The 21,966-nt window shown below is 74.1% G+C and carries 18 protein-coding genes and 1 pseudogene; 7 read left to right on the plus strand and 12 right to left on the minus strand.

The window, feature by feature from the left end; all coding sequences use genetic code 11:
- Window positions 1-14: 14 nt before the first annotated feature.
- The 3 genes from OHA55_RS01995 to OHA55_RS02005 all read right to left on the minus strand — a co-directional run bounded on the left by OHA55_RS01995 (window position 15) and on the right by OHA55_RS02005 (window position 3,838).
- The gene (locus tag OHA55_RS01995; protein ID WP_266702163.1) at window positions 15-926 is read right to left on the minus strand and encodes a hypothetical protein; all 912 of its coding nucleotides are present in this window, start codon (window positions 924-926) and stop codon (window positions 15-17) included.
- A 73-nt stretch (window positions 927-999) separates the two neighbouring features.
- Window positions 1,000-2,529 (minus strand): hypothetical protein, encoded by a 1,530-nt coding sequence (locus OHA55_RS02000; protein WP_266702165.1) that lies wholly within the window; start codon window positions 2,527-2,529, stop codon window positions 1,000-1,002.
- A 424-nt stretch (window positions 2,530-2,953) separates the two neighbouring features.
- Window positions 2,954-3,838 carry a hypothetical protein gene (locus OHA55_RS02005; RefSeq protein WP_266702167.1) on the minus strand — a complete coding sequence of 295 codons (885 nt, stop codon included), beginning with the start codon at window positions 3,836-3,838 and terminating at the stop codon, window positions 2,954-2,956.
- Between the two features lie 269 nt (window positions 3,839-4,107).
- Here OHA55_RS02005 and OHA55_RS02010 point away from each other — a divergent pair, with 269 nt between their 5' ends.
- The gene (locus OHA55_RS02010; RefSeq protein ID WP_266702169.1) at window positions 4,108-4,797 is read left to right on the plus strand and encodes a GntR family transcriptional regulator; all 690 of its coding nucleotides are present in this window, start codon (window positions 4,108-4,110) and stop codon (window positions 4,795-4,797) included.
- A 141-nt stretch (window positions 4,798-4,938) separates the two neighbouring features.
- On the opposite strand, the gene OHA55_RS02015 is transcribed toward OHA55_RS02010, so the two are convergent.
- The 5 genes from OHA55_RS02015 to OHA55_RS02035 all read right to left on the minus strand — a co-directional run bounded on the left by OHA55_RS02015 (window position 4,939) and on the right by OHA55_RS02035 (window position 10,439).
- On the minus strand, window positions 4,939-5,901 hold the full coding sequence (locus OHA55_RS02015; protein WP_266702171.1) for an SGNH/GDSL hydrolase family protein: 963 nt from the start codon (window positions 5,899-5,901) through the stop codon (window positions 4,939-4,941).
- Window positions 5,898-7,049 carry a glycosyltransferase gene (locus tag OHA55_RS02020; RefSeq protein ID WP_266702172.1) on the minus strand — a complete coding sequence of 384 codons (1,152 nt, stop codon included), beginning with the start codon at window positions 7,047-7,049 and terminating at the stop codon, window positions 5,898-5,900. The genes OHA55_RS02015 and OHA55_RS02020 overlap by 4 nt, the downstream gene beginning before the upstream one ends.
- Entirely contained in the window at window positions 7,046-8,179 is a 1,134-nt protein-coding gene (locus OHA55_RS02025; RefSeq protein ID WP_266702173.1) for a glycosyltransferase family 1 protein, read from the minus strand. Before OHA55_RS02025 ends, OHA55_RS02020 begins: the two co-directional genes overlap by 4 nt.
- A 198-nt stretch (window positions 8,180-8,377) precedes the next feature.
- Entirely contained in the window at window positions 8,378-9,796 is a 1,419-nt protein-coding gene (locus OHA55_RS02030; RefSeq protein WP_266702175.1) for a HEAT repeat domain-containing protein, read from the minus strand.
- 250 nt (window positions 9,797-10,046) lie between these two features.
- A complete protein-coding gene (locus tag OHA55_RS02035) occupies window positions 10,047-10,439 on the minus strand; it encodes an ankyrin repeat domain-containing protein (RefSeq protein WP_266702176.1) in 393 nt (130 codons plus the stop codon).
- A gap of 393 nt (window positions 10,440-10,832) precedes the next feature.
- On the opposite strand from OHA55_RS02035, the gene OHA55_RS02040 reads away from it, so the two are divergent.
- Both OHA55_RS02040 and OHA55_RS02045 read left to right on the plus strand, forming a co-directional pair.
- On the plus strand, window positions 10,833-11,027 hold the full coding sequence (locus OHA55_RS02040) for a hypothetical protein (RefSeq protein WP_266702178.1): 195 nt from the start codon (window positions 10,833-10,835) through the stop codon (window positions 11,025-11,027).
- A gap of 49 nt (window positions 11,028-11,076) precedes the next feature.
- Window positions 11,077-12,672: a hypothetical protein gene (locus tag OHA55_RS02045; RefSeq protein WP_266702180.1), complete on the plus strand. Its 1,596-nt coding sequence runs from the start codon at window positions 11,077-11,079 to the stop codon at window positions 12,670-12,672.
- Window positions 12,673-12,758: 86 nt separating this feature from the next.
- Here OHA55_RS02045 and OHA55_RS02050 read toward each other — a convergent pair whose 3' ends face one another.
- Window positions 12,759-14,258: a PLP-dependent aminotransferase family protein gene (locus tag OHA55_RS02050; RefSeq protein WP_266702182.1), complete on the minus strand. Its 1,500-nt coding sequence runs from the start codon at window positions 14,256-14,258 to the stop codon at window positions 12,759-12,761.
- 101 nt (window positions 14,259-14,359) lie between these two features.
- Here OHA55_RS02050 and OHA55_RS02055 point away from each other — a divergent pair, with 101 nt between their 5' ends.
- From OHA55_RS02055 to OHA55_RS02070, 4 genes are all read left to right on the plus strand, one after another.
- Window positions 14,360-15,028 carry a YitT family protein gene (locus OHA55_RS02055; protein WP_266702184.1) on the plus strand — a complete coding sequence of 223 codons (669 nt, stop codon included), beginning with the start codon at window positions 14,360-14,362 and terminating at the stop codon, window positions 15,026-15,028.
- Complete coding sequence (locus OHA55_RS02060; protein WP_266702185.1) at window positions 15,025-15,789, plus strand: glycerophosphodiester phosphodiesterase family protein; 765 nt, start codon at window positions 15,025-15,027, stop codon at window positions 15,787-15,789. Before OHA55_RS02055 ends, OHA55_RS02060 begins: the two co-directional genes overlap by 4 nt.
- 126 nt (window positions 15,790-15,915) lie before the next feature.
- Window positions 15,916-17,226 (plus strand): MFS transporter, encoded by a 1,311-nt coding sequence (locus OHA55_RS02065; protein ID WP_266710387.1) that lies wholly within the window; start codon window positions 15,916-15,918, stop codon window positions 17,224-17,226.
- A 265-nt stretch (window positions 17,227-17,491) separates the two neighbouring features.
- Window positions 17,492-17,866 carry an RNA polymerase-binding protein RbpA gene (locus OHA55_RS02070; protein WP_007262928.1) on the plus strand — a complete coding sequence of 125 codons (375 nt, stop codon included), beginning with the start codon at window positions 17,492-17,494 and terminating at the stop codon, window positions 17,864-17,866.
- A gap of 138 nt (window positions 17,867-18,004) precedes the next feature.
- Here the strand turns inward: OHA55_RS02070 and fxsA are convergent, their stop codons facing one another.
- The 3 genes and pseudogenes from fxsA to OHA55_RS02085 form a co-directional block, all read right to left on the minus strand.
- Complete coding sequence (gene fxsA / locus OHA55_RS02075; protein ID WP_266702187.1) at window positions 18,005-18,604, minus strand: FxsA family membrane protein; 600 nt, start codon at window positions 18,602-18,604, stop codon at window positions 18,005-18,007.
- 326 nt (window positions 18,605-18,930) lie between these two features.
- Window positions 18,931-19,701, minus strand: a pseudogene (locus tag OHA55_RS02080) (polyprenol monophosphomannose synthase); the annotation flags it as partial.
- A 607-nt stretch (window positions 19,702-20,308) separates the two neighbouring features.
- Window positions 20,309-21,955: an amidohydrolase gene (locus OHA55_RS02085; protein ID WP_266702189.1), complete on the minus strand. Its 1,647-nt coding sequence runs from the start codon at window positions 21,953-21,955 to the stop codon at window positions 20,309-20,311.
- Window positions 21,956-21,966 lie beyond the last annotated feature (11 nt).

Genomic DNA, 21,966 nt, shown 5'->3' on the forward strand with positions numbered 1-21,966 from the left:
CGGGTGGGGGCGCGTCAGCCGTGGAAGGGCAGGCCGGCGTCGGCCGCGAGATCCAGGTCGTCGGTGTCGCGCGGTGGCAGCAGGGTGGCGCTGCCGTCGGTGACGGGGACGACCCCGAGCTCCAGCAGTTCGGCCATGGCGGCGCTGCCCGCCATGTCGCGTACCTGGAGCTGGTAGCGCGCGGTGGTGCGGTAGGTGCCGCCCGCGTCGTCGCCGGTGCGCTGGAGGAACCCGGAGTCGGTGAGGAAGGCGACGGCCTTGCCGATGATGCCGGTGGTCGATCCGGCGAGGCGGCGGGCGTCCTTGGTGGCGCCGGTCGCGCTGCGGCGGGCGTAGACCCGCCAGCCGGCTTCGAGGCCGGGGCTGTCGCTCGTGGGGTCGGTGTTCTCGCCCTGCTCCGCGGCGCGCTCCTCCAGCCGCAGGCTCGCCTGGCGGACGAAGGCGTCGACGCCGTTGACGGTGATGCGGCCGATGTAGGCGTCGTCGGCGAGGTCCTCGGGCCGGGGGAAGGCCATGGCGGCGACGGCGAGGTGGGCGAGGCCGTGCAGGAACCGGTCGGCCGCGTCGGAGGACGCGCGGCGGGCGTAGTCGCCCATGCGTACGGCGAAGACCGAGTCCTCGTCGGCGGTGACGGCCATGCCGGCGCGGGTGGAGACTTCGAGGACGACCAGGCCGAGGCCGGTGGCGACGGCGTCCGCGAGCCGTCCGAAGGCGGGCTCCTCGCGGTAGCGGCGCAGCAGGTCGGCGTACTCGGCGTCGCGTGCGGGGACCAGTTTGGGCTGGAGTCCGAAGGAGACCAGGCGTGCGGCGTCGGCGGCGTCGGCCGGGGTGACGGACGCCTGTCCCGGGGCGGGAGCGGGCTCCACGGCGGGGGTGACGGCGGGTTCGTCCCACGCGTCGGTGTGCTCGGCGCGGTGGTCGCTCACTGCTGGGGCTCCTCGGTGCGGAGTTGCTTCGGTACGGACATGGGGGCGCGGGGCGCCGCTGCCGGCGGGGTGCTCATGACGCCTCCTTGCGGTCGGCGGCCATACCGGCCGCGTCGAGCAGGGCGGTGCCGACGACGAGGTCGGCGCCGCCGAACTCGGGGTCGTCGAGCTCGGTGCCGTCGTCCACGGCGAAGAGCAGTCGCCGCTCCCCCTGGCGGTAGGCGGTGCCGACCGGCGGGCTCGCCGCGTGGACGGCCAGCAGGGCCACCAGGTACGGCAGTTCCGGGTCGCCGGTGGCGCGGGCCTCGGCCAGCAGGCCGGAGAGCCGGCGGGGGGCTTCGTACTCCAGGTCGAGCAGGGTCATGGCGGCGGCGAGCTGGTCCTCGCTGAACCGGCTGTCGTCGGGGGTGGCGATCAGGTCGGGCTCGGGCATCTCGACGCCCAGGTGTTCGCGCTCCACGGGCGGGGCGAGTAGCAGGTCGACGAGGTCGCCGACGCGTACGGAGACGGGGGTGCGCAGTCCGGTGCCCCGGGCGAAGAACGCGTCGGTGGCCCGGATGGACCGCTCGACGGGGAGCGGCAGGATCGGGGCGAGGAGCTGGCCGTAGAGGTCGAGTCCGGTGCGCGAGGCCGGGGCGGCGAAGGCCTGCCGGTCCTGTTCGGCGCGGAAGAGGGGGCCCGCTTCCAGGAGCCGGGACTGCAGTTGGGTGTGGCGGCGGATGCAGTCCTTGACGATGTCGACGAGTTCGGCGGCGCGGCGCTTGTTCTCGGGTTCCTCGGCCTCGTCGCGCGCCTTGCGGATGTTGGTGAGGATCGCGTTCTCGTGGCGGTAGCGGTCGGCGACGTGGTCGAGCGCCTCGGCGATCATGTCGGGGACGGCATTGAGCCAGTCGACGGCGCGGACGTTGCGGCGGGTCGCCTCCAGCGTGCGGCGGAGCGTCTCGGCGTACTGCACGGTGCGGTAGCGGGCCTGTTCGGCGGCGAGCTGCGCGTCGGCGAGGCGGCCCCGGCTGACGAGCACCTCCAGTTTGACCTCGGCGGCGATCTGCGCGCTGGTGACGTCGGTGTCCAGGGCGCCGACGAGGACGTTGACGGCCTCGTCGGTCGCCCGGAGGAAGACGGTGCCGCCGTGGCCGGGGACCTCCTCGACGAGCTTGAAGTCGTAGTCCCTGCGGACGTACACGCCGTCGGGTCCGAAGGTGCCGTAGACGGCCCGGAAGCCGCGGTCGACGCTGCCGACGTTGATGAGGTTGTCCAGCACCCAGCGGGCGACCCGCTCGTGCTCGGCGGCGGGGCGGCCGGGGGCCTGGGCGTGGACCCGGGGCAGCAGCCTGGTCACTATCTGTTCGTGGTCGGCGCCGGTGTCGAAGTCCATGTTGAGGGTGACCACGTCGATCGCGGCGAGGGCGACCTCGGCCATCGAGTAGACCGTGTACTCACCGGCGAGGTTCGCCTTGCGCACGTCGAGATCGTGCAGCGGGGCGGTACAGGCGAGCGCGCGGAGCCGCCGCGCCAGCCCCTCGTCGGCGGCCGGGCCGAGGGCGGGCCGCGGGCCCGCGCTGAGCTGGGGCGCGGCGTTGTCCGTATCGGCAGGCGAAGTCACGCGTCACAGATTAGGTCCTCACCCTGACAACGGTCGAAACGGCGCAGATCCGGCCGCTCCGCCCAGCGGGCGTCCGGGCCGGTACGAGAGCGTGCGCGGGCGTCACCGGGAGCCCGCGGGCGGCGCGGGACGCCGGTGCCGCGGCGGGCGCGGACTGCCCCGCCGCAGGCTCCGGACCTCCGCGGAACCGGTCACCGCCGGCCGCCGCCCGTCCCCGACGCACGGTGAGCACGGAGGCAGCCGGTCTCCGCGGAGGTGCGGGGCACCTGGACGGTGCGGGCCGCGGGACGGCCGGTACGGTCGCCCCGCGAACCGGCCCCCGAGACGGTTCGCGAGCCGTCTCGGGTGCCGGCCGCGAACGGCTGCGCTCGGGCGGCGGCGTCCCGCCGCGCCGGGAGTCACCGCCGCGGCCGTCGAGTCGCGTTCATGCCCTCCGCGAGGCCGGGAGCGTCCCGGCCGCGGTGAACGCGTCACCGATCGGCGCGATCAGCGACGCGAGGCGGCGGATGCCCGCGTCACCGATCGGCGCCCACAGCGCGGCGCAGTGCTCGTCCGTCACCTCTTCGATGTGCTCGCGGGCCGCACGGCCGGCCTCGGTGAGCGTGGCGTGGGAGTCGAGCCAGCCGCGTGCGACGAGACGCGCCGTGGCGGCGCTCCACTCGTCGTCGGTCCATTGACGGGTCTCTCGCACGACGGCGGTCGGGAGACGCCCGGTCGCGGTGTGCAGAACGAGGCAGTCGCACGGCCCGAGACCGTGGCCTGCGAGTACGACGAGATGGGCGTCGCCGCGCCACTCGCGCACCACGGTGATCTGCTGCCACAGGGCGACCAGCGGATCGGAAGGAAGCGGGACCGCTGCGTTCGCGGCGGCCAGCACCTTTCCGGCGTAGTCGGCTCCGGCGACGACCGGGTCGATGAGCGAGCGCGCCTCGGCCAGGTGTTCGTCCGTGAGCCGTACGCCGGCGCGCCGCATCGCGCGTGCGGCGACGAGGAAGCGGGCGGCCTGCCACCGCTCGGGCGGCGCGGCGTCCCACACGCCCGCCATGGCCCGCACGGCCCGCGGGCTGAAGTTGTAGAAGGCCGCGAGCGTGACCTGCCACGGAACCGCGCCCATGGCGGCCGACCGGAAGGCCAGATAGGCCGGACCCCGGTCGGTCACGCCGAGCGTGGCCGCCTCCTCGGTGGCCTCGGGGGCGAAGTAGATGAACAGGTGGGCGGCGCTGACGGCTTGGCCGACGAGCCGCACGGCGTTCGGGTCCGTCGGACCGCCGCCGGTACGGGTGGGACCGGGAAGGGTGTCGAGGTGCATGGCGATGCTGTCTCCAGGGTCGGGCGGCCGGGCGGCCTCCGGCAGAGGTGGCCGGCGCCACGCGTACGAGGACGCGAACGACGACGGCGGGGCCGGGAACGGAAGGTGCGACGTCGGGCGGGACGACGTCCCTCGAGGGGCTGTTGAGGGTGTGGCACGGCGGGGCGCTCGTCACCGGACGGGGACGCCACGCCGACCGAACCTTAATCGACAGTAACACGCATAATCGATTATCCCAGAAATCGTCTGGTCGGCCGTAGGATGGGCTGATGAGTCAGACGGCACGAGCCTCGACCGCGCCGGGGAAGCAGATGCTCTCCGAGCAGGTCTACGCACACCTGCGGGACGCGATCATGCGGGGGGACCACGCCCCCGGCTCCCCCCTCAAGCCGCAGGACCTTGCCAAGGAGCAGGGTGTGAGCCTGGCCGTGGTGCGTGAGGCGCTCGTACGGGTGGTCGGCGACGGGCTCGCCGACCGGCTGCCCAACCGTGGTTTCGCGGTGCCGTCCTTCACCGACCGTCGCTGGCAGGAGATCGCGGAAGCCCGCCGGACCGTCGAGCCGGTCGTGTTGCGCATGTCCGTCGACCGTGGCGACGTCGAATGGGAGGCCCGCGTGCGGGCCGCCCACCATCGCCTGGTCCGCACACCGGCGTACGCGCCGGAGGAGGGCGAGCACTACACCGCCGCTTGGGCAGAGGCGCACAGGGTCTTTCACCGCACGTTGCTGGACGGGTGTGGAAACCGCGCTCTGCTGGAGACCTTCGACCGGCTGTGGACCGCGAGTGAGCTGGCCCGCCGATGGTCGGCGCGACGCAGCCCCGGCCGGGACGGCGTCGAGGAACACCGCGCGCTGGAGGAGGCGGCGTTGGCCCGCGACGCCGACACCGCGGCCGCGATCCTGACCCAGCACCTCACTCTGACCGCGGCCGCGCTGACCGACGTTCCGGCTCCGTCCTGATCCGGACGAAGGCACTCGGGTGGCCGGCCGGGTTCCCCGGTCACCGCCGCAGGCGGTACCGGCATTGAGGCGCAGGTGCCCACGAGCGCGGCGACGAACGTGGTGGTGGCCTCCAAGTCATCGGTCGTCGCCGGGTGTTCGTCAGGAGTCGGCGCGGGCGAGGGGGTCGGCGCGGTCGAGGATCAGGGCGGTCGAGGGGATCGGCGCGGTCGAAGGGATCAGCGCGGTCAGTGCGGCGAGCACGGTCCGCCGGTGCTCCTCGTCGAGGCGGGCGGTGGTGCCGAGGGCGGCGTGGCCGGCCTCCCGGGCGGCCAGCAGGAACAGGTGGGGCAGCAGGTCGGTGGAGCGGCGGGCCAGCCACCCCGCGCCCTCGGTGACGAGGATCCGGGTGGATGCCGCGCGGCCGGGACGGGGCAGCCGGGGCTCGGGCCCGGGCGGCGCTCCGGTCGCCAGGCCGCGCGCGGTGAGCAGGTGGTGGAAGTCGGCGGCGACCTTGCGGTGTCCGCGTTCGGCGGGGTGCAGGCGGTCCGGGCTCCACAGCGAGCGGTCGGCCACCCAGGCGGGGTCGCCGGCGTGCAGGTGGACCGCCGCGTACCGGGCGGAGAGGTGGTGCACGACGGCGTTCACGCCGTGCTGGCGGCGTGCGAGCGGGCGGCCGAGTGCGGCGGGCAGCCCCAGGACGGCCCCCGGGTCCGGCAGGCAGGCCGTCAGGAGTACGGCGCCGCCCGCCGCGAGGAGGGCGCAGACCTCGTCCATGCGGAGAGCGAGGCGCTCCAGGTCGAAGGGGTGGCGCAGGGTGTCGTTGGTGCCGAAGACGACGGCCGCGAGGTCGGGCCGGAACGCGGCGGCGGCCGGGGCCTGGTGTTCGCGCACGTCCGCCGAGAGCGATCCGCTCACCGCGTAGTTGCGGAACTCCACGCCCCGGGAGCCGTCGCCGAGCGCGTCCGCGAGGAGTCCGGCCCATCCCCGCCGGCCGTGGGCCGCCGGGTCGCCGATCCCGGCCGTGAACGAGTCGCCGAGCGCCGCGAACCGCAGCGGGGCGGGCGGGTCCGCCACCTCGCGGGGAACCTCGTCGCGGGCCGTGACGTCGGTGGGCGCGCTCATGCCCGGGCCTCCCTGACCTCGTCGCGGCGGGCGTCGTGCGCCTCCAGGAAGGCGGCGACCGAGCGGTCCCAGCCGTAGAGCTCGGCGCGTTCCCGTGCGGCGGTCCGGCGCTCCTTCTCGGGACGGGCGAGCAGTTCGCGTACCGCGGCGGCGAACGCCTCGCCGGTGTCGGCGGCGGACAGCCCGGCTCCGGCGACGACTTCGGGCAGTGCCGAGGTGGCGCTCGCCACCACAGGGGTGCCGCAGGCGAGGGCCTCCAGCGCGGAGAGACCGAAGGTCTCGGCGGGGCCGGGGGCGAGGACGAGGTCGGCGGAGGCCTGGAGGCCTGCCACCCGGTCGCGGGAGGCGATGTGGCCGAGGAAGAGCACGGGGAGGCGTTCGGCCGTGGCGCGGCGTTCGAGCGCGGCCCGCTGCGGGCCGTCCCCGGCCACCACCAGGCTCGCCCGGACCCCGCCGTGCGCGCGCAGCGCGGCCAGGGCGTCGAGGGCACGTCCGGGGCGTTTCTCGACGGAGAGCCGGGAGCAGAGCAGGAGCACGACGTCCTGGCCCCGGAGCAGCCGGGTCCGCAGCCGCGGGTCGTGACGCCCGGGGTCACAGCGCCGCAGGTCGACGCCGAGGGGTGCGCGGACGACGTTGGTGGCGCCGGTCCGCAGGAACTCGCGGGCGGCCCATTCGGTGGTGCAGACGATCCGGGTGAAGGCGTGCGCGCTGCGGGTGTTGAGGCGGTCGGCGGCGAGCCGGGCGGCCCGGTCCGGGACGCCCCAGGTGCGCAGGACTCCGTCGGCCGTCTCGTGGGAGACCATGACGGCCGGGACGCGGGCGCGGCGGGCCCATTCTCCGGTCCAGCGCAGGCTGGTGCGGTCGGAGACCTCCAGCCGGTCGGGGCGGAGTTCCTCCAGCAGGGCGGTGAGCCGGCGGCGGCCGAGCAGGACGCGGTAGCCGCCGCTGCCGGGCAGTACCGGGCCGGGCCGGGTGATCACCCGGCCCGCCGGGGTGCGGTGGTCGGCGGCCTCGGAGCCGGGGACGACCAGGACGGGGTCGTGTCCGGCTTCGCGGTAGCCGCGGCCGAGTTCGTCGAGGGCGGTGCGCAGTCCGCCGGAGGAGGGGGTGACGAAGTTGGCGAGTCTGACGATCCTGAGCCCGTTCACGCGGCCACCGCCGTGCGTGCGCGCAGTACCTCGTCGTAGTGGTGCAGGAGCAGGTCGCCGACGGCTTCCCAGGTGCGGCCCCGTACCGTCTCCTGTCCGGCCCGCCCGTAGGCCGCGGCGCGCTCGGGGTCGGCGGTGAGCGCCCGTACGGCGTCGCGGACGGCCCCGGCGTCGAGCGGGCGGACGAGCAGTCCGGTGCGGCCCTGGTCGACCAGGTCGAGCGGTCCGCCCGCGGCGGGGGCGACGACCGGCAGCCCGGACGCCATCGCCTCCTGGACGGTCTGGCAGAAGGTCTCGTACGGGCCGGTGTGCACGAAAAGGTCCAGCGAGGAGTAGATCCGGGCGAGTTCGTCGCCGGTGCGACGGCCGAGGAAGACGGCCCCGGGGAGGGCGCCGCGCAGCGAGGCGGCGCTGGGTCCGTCGCCGACGACGACGAGCTTGACGCCGGGGACGCCGCAGGCGCCGGCGAGGAGTTCGACGTGCTTCTCGGGTGCGAGGCGTCCGACGTATCCGACCAGGCGTTCGCCGCCCGGGGCCAGGGCCCGGCGCAGCTCCTCGTCGCGCAGGCCGGGGTGGAACCGCGCGGTGTCGACGCCCCGGGGCCAGAGGTGGACGCGCGGTACGCCGTGGGCGACGAGGTCGCCCAGTGCGGCGGTGGAGGGGGCGAGGGTGCGGTCGGCGGCGGCGTGGACGGCGCGCATGCGGCGCCAGGCGGTCTGTTCGCCGGTCCTCAGATAGGTGCGGGCGTAGCCGGCGAGGTCGGTCTGGTAGACGGCGACGGCGGGCAGCCCGAGCCGTCCGGCGACGTTCATTCCGCGCGCACCGAGCACGAACGGGCTTGCGAGGTGGACGAGTTCGGCGCGGTGGGCGGTGAGGGCAGCGGCGAGCCTGCGGCCGGGGAGGGCCACCCGTACCTGCGGGTAGCCGGGGAGCGGGAGGGAGGGGACGCGGACCACCGGGCAGGGTGCGTCGGCGTCGGGGTCTCGCGTCGCGCCGGCGCCGGCGGCGGCCGGTGCGACGACGAGCGGCTGGTGACCGCGGGCGGCGAGGTGCCGTGCGGTCTGCAGGGTGCAGTGGGCCACGCCGTTGACGTCCGGCGGGAAGGATTCGGTGACGATGACGACACGCATACGGGGGTTGTTCTCAACCCGGGCGAGAGCGGGCCGACAAGGATCTGTCCGGCCGGACAACGTCCCGTGGCCGTTGTCACCCGTGCATGGCGCACGTACCGTCGTGCGCGCCGGGCGGCGCCGGGGTGTTCCGCGCCCCCGGGGACCGCCGGAACCTGCCCACCGTCCCCGGGGCGTCACCGTGTCGTCGGTGCCGGGTCAGACGCCGGTCGCCTCGGGCTCGATGCGGCTGCGTACGGCGGACTGCACCTCGGCCTCCTCGGCGGGGTCGGCGGCGAGGCGTCGCAGCCGCTCGGCGACGCGGACGTCACCGGTCTCCGCGTGCAGCGCGGCGATCTCGCGGGTGGTCTCCTCGCAGTCCCACAGGCATTCGACGGCGAATCCGGTCGCGAAGGACGGATCGGTGGCGGCGAGCGCGCGGGCGGCGCGGCCCCTCAGGTGGGAGGAGGTGGTCTCCCGGTAGACGTGGCGCAGGACGGGAGCGGCGCAAACGATGCCGAGGCGGCCCGCTCCGTCGACCAGCGGGCCGAGGCGCAGGGGGTCCGGCCGGCCCGCGCGCACGGCCTCGCGCAGCGCGCCGAGGACGAGCGGGGCGTCGGCCGGTCCGCCCCGGCGGGCGAGGGTGCCGGCGGCCGAGGCGCCGAGGGCGTCGGGCCGGTGCGCCCAGCGTCGGGCCCGATCGACGGCGGCTTCGCCGGGCATCCGCTCGAAGGCGGAGACGGCGGCCTCGGCGACGGTGCGCGAGGGGTCGGCGGCTGCGGCCTCGATCAGGTCGAGCACCGCGGGGTCCTCGGTCTCGACGAGGTAGTGCAGGGCGGCGCAGCGAGCGCCGTCGGGGCCGCTGCGGGCCGCTGCCACGATCTCGGGCCGGTCCTCGGTGCCCGCGACCGCGGCGAGGCAGCGGGCGGCGGGCACGTGCAGGGCCTTGCCGCGTTCCAGGGCCTGCTGGGCCCAGTCCAGGACCGCCTGGACGCTCCAACCGGGGCGGGGGCCGCCGGGTGCCATCTGGCGCTGCCAGCGGTCGAAGGAGCCGCGCTCGGTGGCGGTCCGGATGCGGGCGCCGACGGCGGCGCGCGGGTCGTCGGCCCACAGCCGCCAGGGGCGCGGTTCGAAGGCGTCGCGTACGGCGGCGGCGAGCTCGGCGGCGCCTTCGGGGGTGTCGGCGAAGCGGGCGAGGACGGGCAGCGCGAGGGAGCGCAGCCCGGCGTCGTCGTCGCGCAGGGCGAGCTCGTCGAGCGCCCAGGCCCAGTTGGCGCCGGTGGCGGCGTACGTCCGCAGCAGCGCCAGGGCGTCGCCGCGTCCGTACGAGGCGAGGTGGCCGAGGACCGCGAGGGCCAGGCCCGTGCGGGAGTCGTCGGTGTCGAGGTGGTCCTCGGGATCGGCGAGGTGGCGCTCGATCTCCTCCAGACCGCCGTCGAGGTCGATGTAGAGCCGGGCGTAGTAAAGGGAGCGGTTCTCGACCTGCCAGTCGTGGCGGGGGTCGGCCAGAACGCAGGTGTCGAGTGCCGCGAGCGCCTCGGGACGGGGTGCGGCGAGCGCGTGGAGCGTGCCGTCGCCGCGGCCCCTCTGCAGCAGGCCGAGCAGGGTGCCGCTCGGCGCTATGAATGGATCGAACATGGAGAAAGCCTCACATCAAGCTGTCGACGCAACCGGGACTGTGCAGTTCCAAGTGCCGGAGCACTATGCCGCGCAGCGACATGATCGGCCGACCGCCGTCTTCTGCCTGGTGTCGAGCATCTTCCTCTGCCTCTCGTCGGTGGTCCGGAGCGGACCCGCGACGTCATGATGACCCAGCCATTTCGCCACCGCGACCACATTTCCGACGGACCGGTCGCCGTGGGCCCTGCCGCCCGTGCGGGCGGCGGTGTCAGCGCGCACCGAAGAGTTCCAGCAGGTCGGCCTTGCCGAACATGCGCGCGGTGTCCACCGCGGAGGGCGTCCCGCCGGCCGGATCGGCGCCCGCGGCGAGCAGTGCCTCGACGACGGCGGGCTCGCCCTTGAAGACGGCTCCGGCGAGCGGGGTCTGGCCCCGGTCGTTGGCACGGTCGGGGTCGGCGCCCCTGGCCACGAGAGCGGTGACGGCGGGCGCGTGGCCGTGGTAAGCGGCGAGCATCAGCAACGAGTCGCCCCGGTCGTTGGTGAGGTTGGCGGGCACTCCCGCGTCCACGTAGGCGGCGAGGGCGTCCGTCTCGCCGCGGCGGGCGAGGTCGAAGACCTTCGTGGCCAGTTCGACCACCTCGGGGTCGGGGGTTTCGCTCATCGGACGGACCGCCTTCCTTGACCGCTGTCGTTGCCGTAGTCGTCGCCGCTGCCCGGCCGGGGCGTACGGCACCGGGGGCCGCGCGGGTAAACCGACAGGGTACTGCCCCGCAACGGCGCCGGTCCTGGACACCTGGGGGACGCCCGGATGGGCTGGTCCCGGGGGCGGGCGGGCGGCGGTCGCGGTGCGCGGCCGCCGCCCCGAAGTGCGGCTTTCCTCACATTCGAGGCGGGTGTCCGACGCACCCCGCGTTCGGCCGGGTGGCCACCTTTCTTGGGCCGTTCGAGTGAAAACGCCACTTTCTCACTCCAATGCACCTTTTATCGTATAGGTACACCGGGTGAGCCTGGAAGGACTCATCGTGACCGCCCCTCTCAACCAGGAGAACCGCTCATGATCCTTTCCATCTCGGGCGTGGTACTGCTCGGCATCATCGCCTTCCTGTTCTTCAAGAAGGACGGGCTGAAGGCGTCCCACGGGCTGATCTGCGCCCTGTTCGGCTTCTACCTGGCCGGCACCGCCATCGCGCCCAGCATCACGGCGGGCGGGGCGAGCCTCGCCGGCCTGCTGGGCGGGATCAAGTTCTGATCCTCCGTACCCACCCCCACCCCATCCAGGACCCATCCAGGAGACAGACGTGGCCCGGCGACCACTTCCCCGCATTCTGAGCAGCGGCGGCGCATCGATCACTCGCGGCCGCGAGCTCGCGCGCACGGCCGCCGACAGCGCCACCGACGTCCTCCACCCGCTGATCACGATCACCCGTGGTCTGCGGCTGCTGGCCGTCGCAGGACGGCAGAGATGGGCCGCGACGCCCAAGGACCGGCGCGGTTCCAAGCTGCTCCTCGTCGCGGCCTGCCTGACCGCGGTGGCGCTCGTCCCGCACGGGCCGGTACTGGCCGTGATCGCGGTGATGGGCGCCGCCGCGTGGAAGGGCCGCGACCGCACCCCGGCGAAGACCGGCCCGGACGAGGCCGAGGAGACCCGGCTGCGCACCCTGTACGAGGCGCTGGTCCCCTCCTTCTCGGTGGCCGACGAACCCGCACCGCTCTTCGCCCACGGCGGCGACTGGGAGCAGGCCTTCGGCGACTACGCCTTCGACGGCGACGGCCGGCTCGTCCGGCTCCGGGTGACCTATCCGGCCTGGTTCACCGACGGCGAGGCCGAGGCGCGGACCCGGATCGAGCAGGTGGTGCACGCCAAGTCCGGCCGGGGCCGCGAGTACCACTTCGCGTGGGACGAGGAGGCCAACCGGCTCGCCGTGACCGTGCTCGACCCGCTCCCCGCCACGATCGCCGCCCAGCGGTTCGTCACCGCCCCCGGCGAGACCGTCCTCGGCTTCACGGACCCGGGCTCGGTCCGGCGCACCGTACCGGTCCAGGACGGCGACACGAACCACGACGCCTCACCCGTGGTCTGGCGGACCGGACCCCGCTCCCTGGAACCGCACCTGCTCGCCGTCGGCACGCCCGGCAGCGGTACGACGACCCTGCTGCGCTCCGTCGCGCTGCAGGCCCTCCGGGACGGCGACGTGCTGGTCGTCGACGGTGGCGGCAGCGGCGAGTACGACTTCCTGGCCGGGCGCGAGGGCGTCCTCGCCGTCGAGTGCGGTCTCGCGGGCGCGCTGGCGACGCTCGAATGGGCGGCGCACGAGACCGAGCGGCGGCTCATCGACGCCAACCGCGAGCGCCAGGCCGGGCGGCCCGCCGCCGAGAGCGCCGGGCGCCCGCTCTGGATCCTGCTGGACCGCCCGTCCGTCCTCGGGCATCTGGCGGCGGCGGACGGCCGGCCCGACCCGCAGGACCTCCTCCAGGTGCCGCTGCGGCACGGCCGGGCGGCCGGGGTCACCGTGGTGCTCGCCGACCAGTTCGACGCGGTGGAGGGCCTCTCGGACGCGGTACTGACCCACACCCGGGCCCGTGCCGTCCTCGGCACCGCCTCGCGCGAGCAGATGGCGGCCGTCCTCGGCGCCGAGCCGCACACCACGCCGGTGCCCGGCGTGCCCGCCGGACGCGGATACGCCCGGTTGGGCGAGGGCGAGGTGCTGAGGCTCCAGGTCCCGGCCACCCCCGACCCTTACGACGAGGCCGCCGGCGAGGCGGACCGCCGGGCCGTGCTCGCCCTGCTCCCGGGACCCGTGGCCGGGGAAGCCGTCCCCGAGCCGCCCGGGGGCGACCCGTTCGAGAAGCGGGACACGTTCCGCGCACCGCAGCCGGCGGTCGCGGAAGGCTGACCGGCGGTACGAGTGACGGGCGGGCGCGGACCGGTCGGGTCCGCGCCCGCCCGTCGTACGTTCCGCCCCGGGGCCCCGGGCGCCTCTCAGGCCACGAAGGTCCTCGGCATGTCCGCCCCCGCCCCCGCGCCGGCGCGGACCAGCGCCGCCGCCGCGGCCAGCCGCGCCGCCGCCTCGTCGGCCACCGGCCCGCCCACGGTGAACGGCAGCCGGACGTACCCCTCGAACGCCCCGTCCACGCCGAAGCGCGGTCCCGACGGCACCCGGACGCCCACCCGCTCCCCCGCCACCGCCAGGCGCGACCCGGAGAGCCCGCCGGTACGCACCCAGAGGGTCAGACCCCCGCGCGGCACCTGGAACTCCCAGTCGGGCAGCTCCCGGCGCACCGCGGCGACCAGGGCGTCGCGGTTGCTCCGGGCCTGTTCGCGCCGGAGCCCGACCGCGTCGGCCCAGCCTCCGGTGCGCAGCAGCCAGTTGATGGCCAGCTGTTCCAGGACGGGCGTTCCCATGTCCGCGTACGCGCGAGCCGCGACGAGGCTGCGGATGGTGTCGGGCGCCGCCCTGACCCAGCCGATCCGCATCCCGGCCCAGAACGCCTTGCTGGCGGAGCCCACGGTGATCACCGTGCTGCCGGCCGGGTCGAACGCGCAGACCCTGCGGGGCATCTCCACGTCGTCGTCGAGGGCCAGCTCGTGCATCGTCTCGTCGACGACCAGGACCGTGCCGGCCGAGCGTGCGGCCTCCACCAGGCCGCGCCGCTGCTGTTCGTCGGCGAGCGCGCCGGTGGGGTTGTGGAAGTCGGCGACGACGTAGGCGAGCCGGGGGGCCGCGTCGCGCAGGACCTGCCGCCAGCGGTTGAGGTCCCAGCCGCCGAGCCCGTCCCGCATGGCGACGGGCACCAGCCGGGCGCCCGTCTCCCGCATCAGCTGCAGGATGTTGGCGTAGCTCGGCGACTCGACCGCGATGCGTTCGCCCCGCCCGGCGAAGAGGTGGCAGATGGCGTCGATGGCGCCCATCGCGCCCGTGGTCACCATGATCTGCTCGGGCATGGTGGGGACGCCGTGCTCGGTGTAGCGGTCCGCGATCATCCGGCGCAGGGCGGGCAGGCCGGCCGGGTAGTCACCGTGCGTGTGGGCGTACGGCGGGAGTTCCTCCAGGGCGCCCTGGACGGCGCGGGTCAGCCAGGGTTCCGGGGCGGGCAGCGAGGCGCAGCCCAGGTCGATCATCGAGCCGAGCGCCTCGGGCGGCAGTGGTTCCAGACCCCGGGCGGGCAGTGGGTTGCCCGCGGGGACGGCGGTCCAGCTGCCGGCGCCGCGCCGGGAATCCAGGAACCCCTCGGTGCGCAGCGCCTCGTAGGCCGCGGCGACGGTGGTGCGGCTGACGGCCAGGGCGAGGGCGAGTTCGCGTTCGGCGGGGAGGCGGGCCGCTACCGGCACGCGGCCTTCGAGCACCAGCAGCCGCACCCCGTCCGCGAGGGCGCGGTAGGCGGGGGGCTTCCGGGCGCCGGGGACGCCGGGCCGGGAGAGCGGGGCCTGGAGTTGCCGCGCGAGCTGGGCGGCCCCCACTGTCGAAGTCCACTGAGCCATGAAATCAGTCCACCTTCCTCGGATTGGCCATGGCCTGTGGCCAATCTCCCGCCACAGAGTGACACGAACCGGTCCACCACCATCACAGCAGGGGGTACCCCATGTCCACCACCGCCGTCCCGCACCGCGCCTCTCTCGTCCGCAGACTGGTGCGGCTCTACGCGGGCCTGGTCCTGTACGGCGCGAGTTCGGCGCTGCTGGTCGTGGCCGGGCTGGGGCTGGAGCCCTGGGGCGTACTGCACCAGGGGATCTCGGAGCTCACGGGCGTCGCCATCGGGACGGTGTCGATCGGGATCGGCGCGCTGGTGCTGCTGCTGTGGATACCGCTGCGGCAGCGTCCGGGGCTGGGCACGGTCTCGAACGTCGTCATGGTGGGCCTCACGATGGACGTCGTCCTGGCGTTCGTCCCCGAGGCGCACGGATGGGCGGCCCGGATCGCGGTGCTGGTGGTGGGCGTCGTCCTCAACGGAGCGGCGACCGGCCTCTACATCACGGCCCGGTTCGGTCCCGGGCCGCGCGACGGGCTGATGACCGGCCTGCACCGGGTGACCGGCCGCTCGGTGCGCCTGGTGCGCACGGTGATCGAGGTCGCCGTCGTGGCGGCCGGGTTCGCGCTCGGCGGCTCGCTCGGGATCGGCACGGTGGTGTACGCGCTGGCCATCGGGCCGCTCGCCCAGTTCTTCCTGCGCCTCTTCGACACCCCCGGGTCGCCGGAAGCGACCGGGGCCGTTGCCGGGCCGTCGCCGCGGGCCACCATACTTCGGCCGTGACCTCAGTACGCCACCCTTATCTGGACCACCCGTCGACGATCCCGTTCGCCCACCGCGGCGGCGCGGCCGGCGGGCTGGAGAACACCGCGGCCGCCTTCCGCCGTGCGGCGGCGGAGGGATACCGGTACTTCGAGACCGATGTGCACACCACGGCCGACGGCCGTCTCGTCGCCTTCCACGATCCGACCCTGGACCGGGTCACCGACGCCGGCGGCCGGATAGCCGACCTGCCGTGGAGCGAGGTCCGACGGGCACGGGTGGACGGCCGTGAACCGCTGCCGCTCTTCGAGGACCTGCTGGAGGAGTTCCCCGGGGCCCGCTGGAACGTCGACGTGAAGGCCGAGTCCTCGCTCGACCCCCTCCTCGCGCTGATCCGACGGACGGACGCCTGGGACCGGGTGTGCGTCGGCTCGTTCTCGGAGGCCCGGGTGGCCCGCGCGCAGCGGCTCGGCGGCCCGCGGCTGGCCACCTCGTACGGCGTGCGGGGCGTACTGGCCCTGCGGTTGCGTTCGTTCGGGATTCCGGCGCCGCTGCGCCGGGGCGCGGTGTGCGCGCAGGTGCCGGTGAGCCAGAACGGCGTCCGGGTCGTCGACCGCCGCTTCGTCCGTACGGCGCACGCGCTCGGGCTCCAGGTCCACGTCTGGACGATCGACGACGCGGCGGAGATGACCGCCCTCCTCGACCTCGGCGTGGATGGCATCATGACCGATCACGTCGGAACGCTGCGTACGGTGCTGAGCGAGCGCGGGGCCTGGTCCTGACGCCGCCCCCGGCGGCGGGTGCGAACGGAACGGACCGAGCAGGGGGGCAGAGGTTTGACTGGGTCGACTACCGGAACCACGGGAACGGCGACACCGCCGGAGCAACCGGCGGACGCGGCGGCGGCCGTGGCCCGCAAGCGGGAACAACGGGGCTGGTACTTCTACGACTTCGCGTGCTCGGTCTATTCCACGAGCGTGGTCACCGTGTTCCTCGGGCCCTATCTGACCTCGGTGGCGAAGGCGGCCTCCGACTCCGAGGGGTTCGTGCACCCGCTCGGCATACCGGTGCGGGCCGGGTCGCTCTTCGCGTACGCGGTCTCGGCGTCGGTGGTCCTCGCGGTGGTGCTCATGCCGCTCGTGGGCGCGGCGGCGGACCGTTCGGGCCGCAAGAAGCCCCTGCTCGCGGCGGCCGCCTACACGGGTGCGGCGGCCACCACCGGGATGTTCTTCCTGGACGGCCACCGCTATCTGCTCGGCGCCTTCCTGCTGATCGTGGCCAACGCGGCCATCTCGGTGTCGATGGTGCTGTACAACTCCTACCTGCCGCAGATCGCGGAACCGGACGAACGGGACGCGATCTCCTCGCGGGGCTGGGCGTTCGGATACACCTCGGGTGCGTTCGTCCTCGTCCTCAACCTGATCGTCTACAGCGGGCACGACTCCTTCGGTCTCACCGAGTCGGAGTCGGTGCGTATCTGCCTGGCCTCGGCCGGGCTGTGGTGGGGCGCCTTCACCGTGGTGCCGCTGCGCCGGCTGCGCGACCGGCGTACCTCGCCGGGCGGCGAGGGCGCCGTCGGCTCCGGCTGGCGGCAGCTGATCGCCACCCTGCGCGACATGCGGCGCCACCCGCTGACGCTCTCGTTCCTGCTGGCGTACCTCATCTACAACGACGGGGTGCAGACCGTCATCTCCCAGGCCTCGGTGTTCGGCTCCGAGGAACTCGGCCTCGACCAGACGACGCTGATCACCGCGGTGCTGCTGGTGCAGGTCCTGGCGGTGGCCGGCGCGCTCGGCATGGGGCGGCTGGCCCGGGTGTACGGCGCGCAGCGCACGATCCTGGCGTCGCTGGTGGTCTGGACGCTGATCCTGGTGGCCGCCTACTTCCTGCCGGCCGACGCGCCCGCCTTCTTCTACGTCCTGGCGGCGGCGATCGGACTCGTCCTCGGGGGCAGCCAGGCCCTTTCCCGCTCCCTCTTTTCGCATCTGGTCCCGAGCGGCAAGGAAGCCGAGTATTTTTCCGCGTACGAGATGAGCGACCGCGGACTCAGCTGGCTGGGGCCCCTGGTGTTCGGCCTGGCGTACCAGCTGACCGGCAGTTACCGGCAGGCGATCGTCTCGTTGGTGGTGTTCTTCGTCATCGGTTCCGTGCTCCTCGCGAGGGTGCCCGTACGGGCTGCGGTGGCCGCCGCGGGCAATCCCGTACCGGAGCGGATTTAGACGTCGAAGTAAAAGGCCGGTAGTGTACGCCTTTGGCCTGCCCGGAAAGACCGTTACTGCGAGTGGATGACGTCAAACTGTTGGGTGACAGATCCATTCAAAGGTGACAAACCGGGCAACAGTGGGGAATCACCCCTGATACAGCAGCGGCAAGACGGGCGACGCGTGGCCGGCAACGGGAATCTTTACCGCCGAGCGGACGTTGACCGGATGACGACGACAGCGACACCTGTCCTGTGGGCGACAAGCCCGGGAGGCACGATTCATGAGTGAGCGAGCTCTCCGCGGCACGCGACTCGTGGTTACCAGCTACGAGACGGACCGCGGCATCGATCTGGCCCCGCGCCAGGCGGTGGAGTACGCATGCCAGAACGGGCATCGATTTGAGATGCCCTTCTCGGTAGAGGCGGAAATTCCGCCGGAGTGGGAGTGCAAGGCGTGCGGCGCCATGGCACTCCTGGTGGACGGGGATGGCCCCGAGGAGAAGAAGGGCAAGCCTGCGCGTACGCACTGGGACATGCTCATGGAGCGGCGCACCCGCGAGGAGCTGGAGGAAGTGCTGGCCGAGAGGCTGGCGGTCCTTCGCTCCGGAGCCATGAACATCGCCGTGCATCCGCGGGACAGCAGGAAGTCCGCCTGATCCGCGCAAGCACCGAACGGACGGCCGCACCGCATGCGGCCACTACAGCCGCGGGCCGTGACACATCTTCTGTGTCACGGCCCGCGGCTTTGTGCGGTTTCGGTGCCGCGGACCCGGTCAGGATCCGCCGGACACGCCCTAAGGGGCCAGCGGTGGCCGGGGGCCCCGCTGACCGTCGTCGCCGCGCGGGGGCGGCTGCGTGCCGTCCTGGCGGATGACCTCGCCCTGGACCACCTTCCCGTCCGGGCGGTGCATACGGGCCTGCTGGAAAGCGCCGGAGAGGCTCCCCGGTGCGGCGGCGCTCATCCGGCGCTCCAGCGCCCGCTCGGTGAGCCCGCTGAGCGCCTTGCGCACGGGCGGCACCAGGAGCAGAAGGCCGGCCACGTCCAGGAGCATGCCGGGGATCATGAGCAGGATTCCGCCGAGCATGAGGAAGCCGTTGCCCCGGGCCGTCGGCTGCGACTCCGGCCGCCGCTCGTCCGCGCCGGGCTGCCCCGGCGTCTGCCGGAGGGTCTCGGTGAGGTTGGAGAAGGCACGGCGTCCGGCCATCTTGACCACGGCCGCACCGCATACGAGGCCCGCCACCAGGAGCAGCAGGACGGTGAAGCCGCCGGCCGCGTCGGCCACCAGGATCAGCAGCCAGATCTCCAGCGCCATCCAGGCGACGAGGCCCAGCGGCAGGAATCTGCGGACGCGCGAGCGCCGGGGACGGTTCGGGGGCGGTGTGCCGGTCGTCATGCCCCCAGTGTGCCTGTACGACGGTACGAGCGGCACGGGTGGGGTGCCCGCCCGCGCGGTTTCCGTCCCGAGGAGTCCGTCCGGCGGCGTCCGTCCCCAGGAGTCCGGGTCCCCGGGGACGGTGCGCGTCAGGCCTGGTCGGACGTGGGCGGAGCGTCGGCCGGGGCGGCGGGGGCGTGATCGGCGCCGGCTTCCGGAGCGGTCTCGGCCGGTGTCCGCCGGGCGGGGCCGGCCGGGGCGTCCGCGGTGGTCACCTCCGGGGCGTCCGCCGGGACCTGGCCCGGGGCGTCCGCCGTGGTCGTGGCGTTGCCGGTCCGAGGGGCGGGCTTGCGGCCCAGCACCTTGTCGGTGGCCTTGTTCGCCCGGGCGGTGATGCCCCATCCGGTGACCCGGAACAGCGCCTCGACGAGGATGTCGCGGCTCATCTTGGAGTCGCCGACCTCCCGGTCCACGAAGGTGATCGGCACCTCCACCACGTGGAATCCGGCTTCCACCGCGCGGCGGGCCAGGTCGACCTGGAAGCAGTATCCCTGGGAGGCGACCTCGTCCAGACCGAGCCCCTTGAGGGTGTCGGTACGGAACGCCCGGTAGCCACCGGTCACGTCGCGGACGTCCAGGCCGAGCGCGAGCCGCGAGTAGAAGCTGCCGCCGCGGGAGATCATCTCCCGGCTCTTGGGCCAGTTCACCACCCGGCCGCCCGGCACCCAGCGCGAACCGAGGACGAGGTCGGCGCTCTTGAGGGCGGTGAGCAGGCGGGGCAGTTCCTCGGGCTGGTGGGAGCCGTCCGCGTCCATCTCGACGAGGACGCCGTAACCGTGCTCCGCCCCCCAGCCGAAACCGGCCAGATACGCGGCGCCGAGCCCTTCCTTCCCCTCGCGGTGCAGTGCGTGCACGTGGGAGTCCTCGGCCGCGATCTCGTCGACGATCTTGCCGGTGCCGTCGGGGCTGTTGTCGTCGGCGACCAGGATGTCGGCCTCCGGGACGGCGGAACGCACCCGGTCGACGATCGGCTTGATGTTCTCGGCCTCGTTGTAGGTCGGGATGATCACCAGGACTCTGCCGAGCGGGTCGTACCGCCGCTGACCGCCGTCGTTCACTAACTGCCCCTTAAAGGTCCGTACGCAGATGCACACCATATCGACCGTCCGGGGCCCGTCGTGCGCCCCGGGCGCACGGCGGTGTCCGGGGCGCGGGACAGACCCGTGGAAGTGAGGACAGATCAGCGCCGGACCACGGTGACCTTCCGGTGAACGCGGGACGAACGCTCCGACGGGACCCGGTCCGCACACCGGCGGCCGGACCTGCGGATCGGGGCCCGGCGCCCTTCGGGCCGACCTGGCGCCCGCTGGCTGCGGGTCGACCGAAAGCCGTTGTCTACTGAACGTCCGGGCCCCACCCGGGTCGCACCCGTCGACCGGCGAAACCTTCCCTCGCCCCCGAGGCGCGGGCGCTGAACCTGGCTGTCAGTGGTGGTGGGCCGATGCGGCTCACCACCCCGTGACCCAGCGGCGTTCGACGACTGCATGGAGGTTCGACCGGTGGACGTCCTGTGGTGGACCCGGCCGAACCTACCGGCCGGTGACCGCTTTCTGTCAACAACGGCCCGACCTGCGAACTTGTCTCATATTGCCTGGTCAGGGCCGAAGATCCGCAGGTCGCGCGCGAGCACTCCCCCATCGATCGGCGGTACGGAATCCCGCCTCGTCACTCGTTCGGGCGTACGTAGACACTCTGTCCGCCCACGACGGTGCTCAGGCAGACCGGAAGGTCGGCCTCCGGCGAGAGATCGGGCAGGCCAGGGGTGCCGGAGCGGGGGTCGGTCGACCAGCGGGCGACCCGGTCGTCGGGGGCCTGGACGACCAGTTCGGAGGTACGCCAGATCGCGTAGTCGGCAGGCGCCCCGGGCACCAGGATTCCGGCGTCGTCGCGCCCCGCCGCGCGCCAGCCGCCCCGGGTGTGGGCGGTGAATCCGGCGCGGACGGAGATCCGGTGCTCCGGGTTGCGGTGGAAGGCTGCGGCCCGCACGGTGCCCCAGGGGTCGAGCGGGGTGACCGGGCTGTCCGACCCGAAGGCGAGCGGCACGCCCGCGCGCAGCAGCGCCGCGTAGGGGTTGAGCGTCGCGGCACGCTCCGCGCCCAGGCGCCGGGCGTACATGCCGTCCTCGCCGCCCCAGGCCGCGTCGAAGGCGGGCTGCACGGAGGCGGTCAGGCCCAGCTCCGCGAAGGCGGCGATCGTCTCGGGGGTGAGCATCTCCGCGTGCTCGACGCGGTGGCGCGCGGCGCGGACGCGGGCCAGGCCGACCCGTCCGGCGGCGGCGCGGATGCCGTCCACGACGGCGGTGAGCGCCGCGTCACCGATGGCGTGGAAACCGGCCTGGAGACCCGCCTCGGTGCAGGCCGCGACGTGGGCGGCGATCCGCGCGGAATCCAGATGGGCGGCGCCGGTGTGCGGCGCGTCGGCGTACGGCTCGTGCAGGCAGGCGGTGTGCGAACCGAGCGAGCCGTCCGCGAAGAGGTCTCCGGCGGCACCGAGCGCGCCGAGTTCGCGGATGCGTGCGGCGCCCTTCTCGTCCTCGACGTACTCGGCCCAGAGTCCGAGGACCCGGGGGCCGGGTTCGGCGCCTGCCAGGGCCAGCAGCGAGGTGAAGTCGTCCTCGTCGGAGATCTCGGGGCCGCCGCACTCGTGGACCGTGCCGATGCCGAGCGAGGCCGCGTGGCGCAGGGCGGCGCGCTGGGCGTCGGCGCGCTGCCCCGCGGTCACGGTGGCGTGCGCGGCGGCGCGTACCGCGTGGTGGGCGTCGCCGGTCAGCGGCGCGTCGGGGCGGTACCCGTCCATCGCCGTGATCCCCGGGACGCGGTCCAGGAGGGCCGTGGTGACGACCGCGGAGTGCACGTCCACGCGAGTCAGATAGAGGGCCCTGCCGCCCGCCGCCTCGTCCAGTTCGCGGCGCGACGGAGGCTGCTGCCCGGGCCAGCGCGCGGCGTCCCAGCCGTGGCCGAGCAGGACCGCGTCGGAGGGCCGGCCGTCGGCGAAGGCGCGGACGGACTCCAGCGCCTCCGCCAGGCTGCGGGCGCCCGACAGGTCGAGCCCGGTGAGCGCGAGGCCGGTGGAGGTGGTGTGCACGTGCGCGTCGGTGAAGGCGGGGGTGACCAGGGCGCCTTCCAGATCGACGATCTCGTCCGCCGCGCCGGCGAAGGCGTCGGCGGCCCCCTCGGAGCCCACCCAGGCGACATGCCCGCGTTCGACGACCATCGCGGTGGCGAACGGGTCGGCGGGGCTGTGGACGTCTCCACCGCGCAGCAGCACGGTGCGGTGTTCGGAATCGCTCTGGGGGGCGGTGCTCTTGGTCATGCGACCAGTCT

Source organism: Streptomyces sp. NBC_00102 (assembly GCF_026343115.1).
GTDB lineage: Bacteria > Actinomycetota > Actinomycetes > Streptomycetales > Streptomycetaceae > Streptomyces.

What these genes read in the sequence shown, in the direction of transcription:
- OHA55_RS02005 (WP_266702167.1), bottom strand. Translation starts at nt 3,838, where the DNA reads ATGCACCTCGACACCCTTCCCGGTCCCACCCGTACCGGCGGCGGTCCG.
- OHA55_RS02010 (WP_266702169.1), top strand. Translation starts at nt 4,108, where the DNA reads ATGAGTCAGACGGCACGAGCCTCGACCGCGCCGGGGAAGCAGATGCTC.
- OHA55_RS02015 (WP_266702171.1), bottom strand. Translation starts at nt 5,901, where the DNA reads ATGAGCGCGCCCACCGACGTCACGGCCCGCGACGAGGTTCCCCGCGAG.
- OHA55_RS02025 (WP_266702173.1), bottom strand. Translation starts at nt 8,179, where the DNA reads ATGCGTGTCGTCATCGTCACCGAATCCTTCCCGCCGGACGTCAACGGC.
- OHA55_RS02030 (WP_266702175.1), bottom strand. Translation starts at nt 9,796, where the DNA reads ATGTTCGATCCATTCATAGCGCCGAGCGGCACCCTGCTCGGCCTGCTG.
- OHA55_RS02035 (WP_266702176.1), bottom strand. Translation starts at nt 10,439, where the DNA reads ATGAGCGAAACCCCCGACCCCGAGGTGGTCGAACTGGCCACGAAGGTC.
- OHA55_RS02040 (WP_266702178.1), top strand. Translation starts at nt 10,833, where the DNA reads ATGATCCTTTCCATCTCGGGCGTGGTACTGCTCGGCATCATCGCCTTC.
- OHA55_RS02050 (WP_266702182.1), bottom strand. Translation starts at nt 14,258, where the DNA reads ATGGCTCAGTGGACTTCGACAGTGGGGGCCGCCCAGCTCGCGCGGCAA.
- OHA55_RS02055 (WP_266702184.1), top strand. Translation starts at nt 14,360, where the DNA reads ATGTCCACCACCGCCGTCCCGCACCGCGCCTCTCTCGTCCGCAGACTG.
- OHA55_RS02070 (WP_007262928.1), top strand. Translation starts at nt 17,492, where the DNA reads ATGAGTGAGCGAGCTCTCCGCGGCACGCGACTCGTGGTTACCAGCTAC.
- fxsA (WP_266702187.1), bottom strand. Translation starts at nt 18,604, where the DNA reads ATGACGACCGGCACACCGCCCCCGAACCGTCCCCGGCGCTCGCGCGTC.
- OHA55_RS02085 (WP_266702189.1), bottom strand. Translation starts at nt 21,955, where the DNA reads ATGACCAAGAGCACCGCCCCCCAGAGCGATTCCGAACACCGCACCGTG.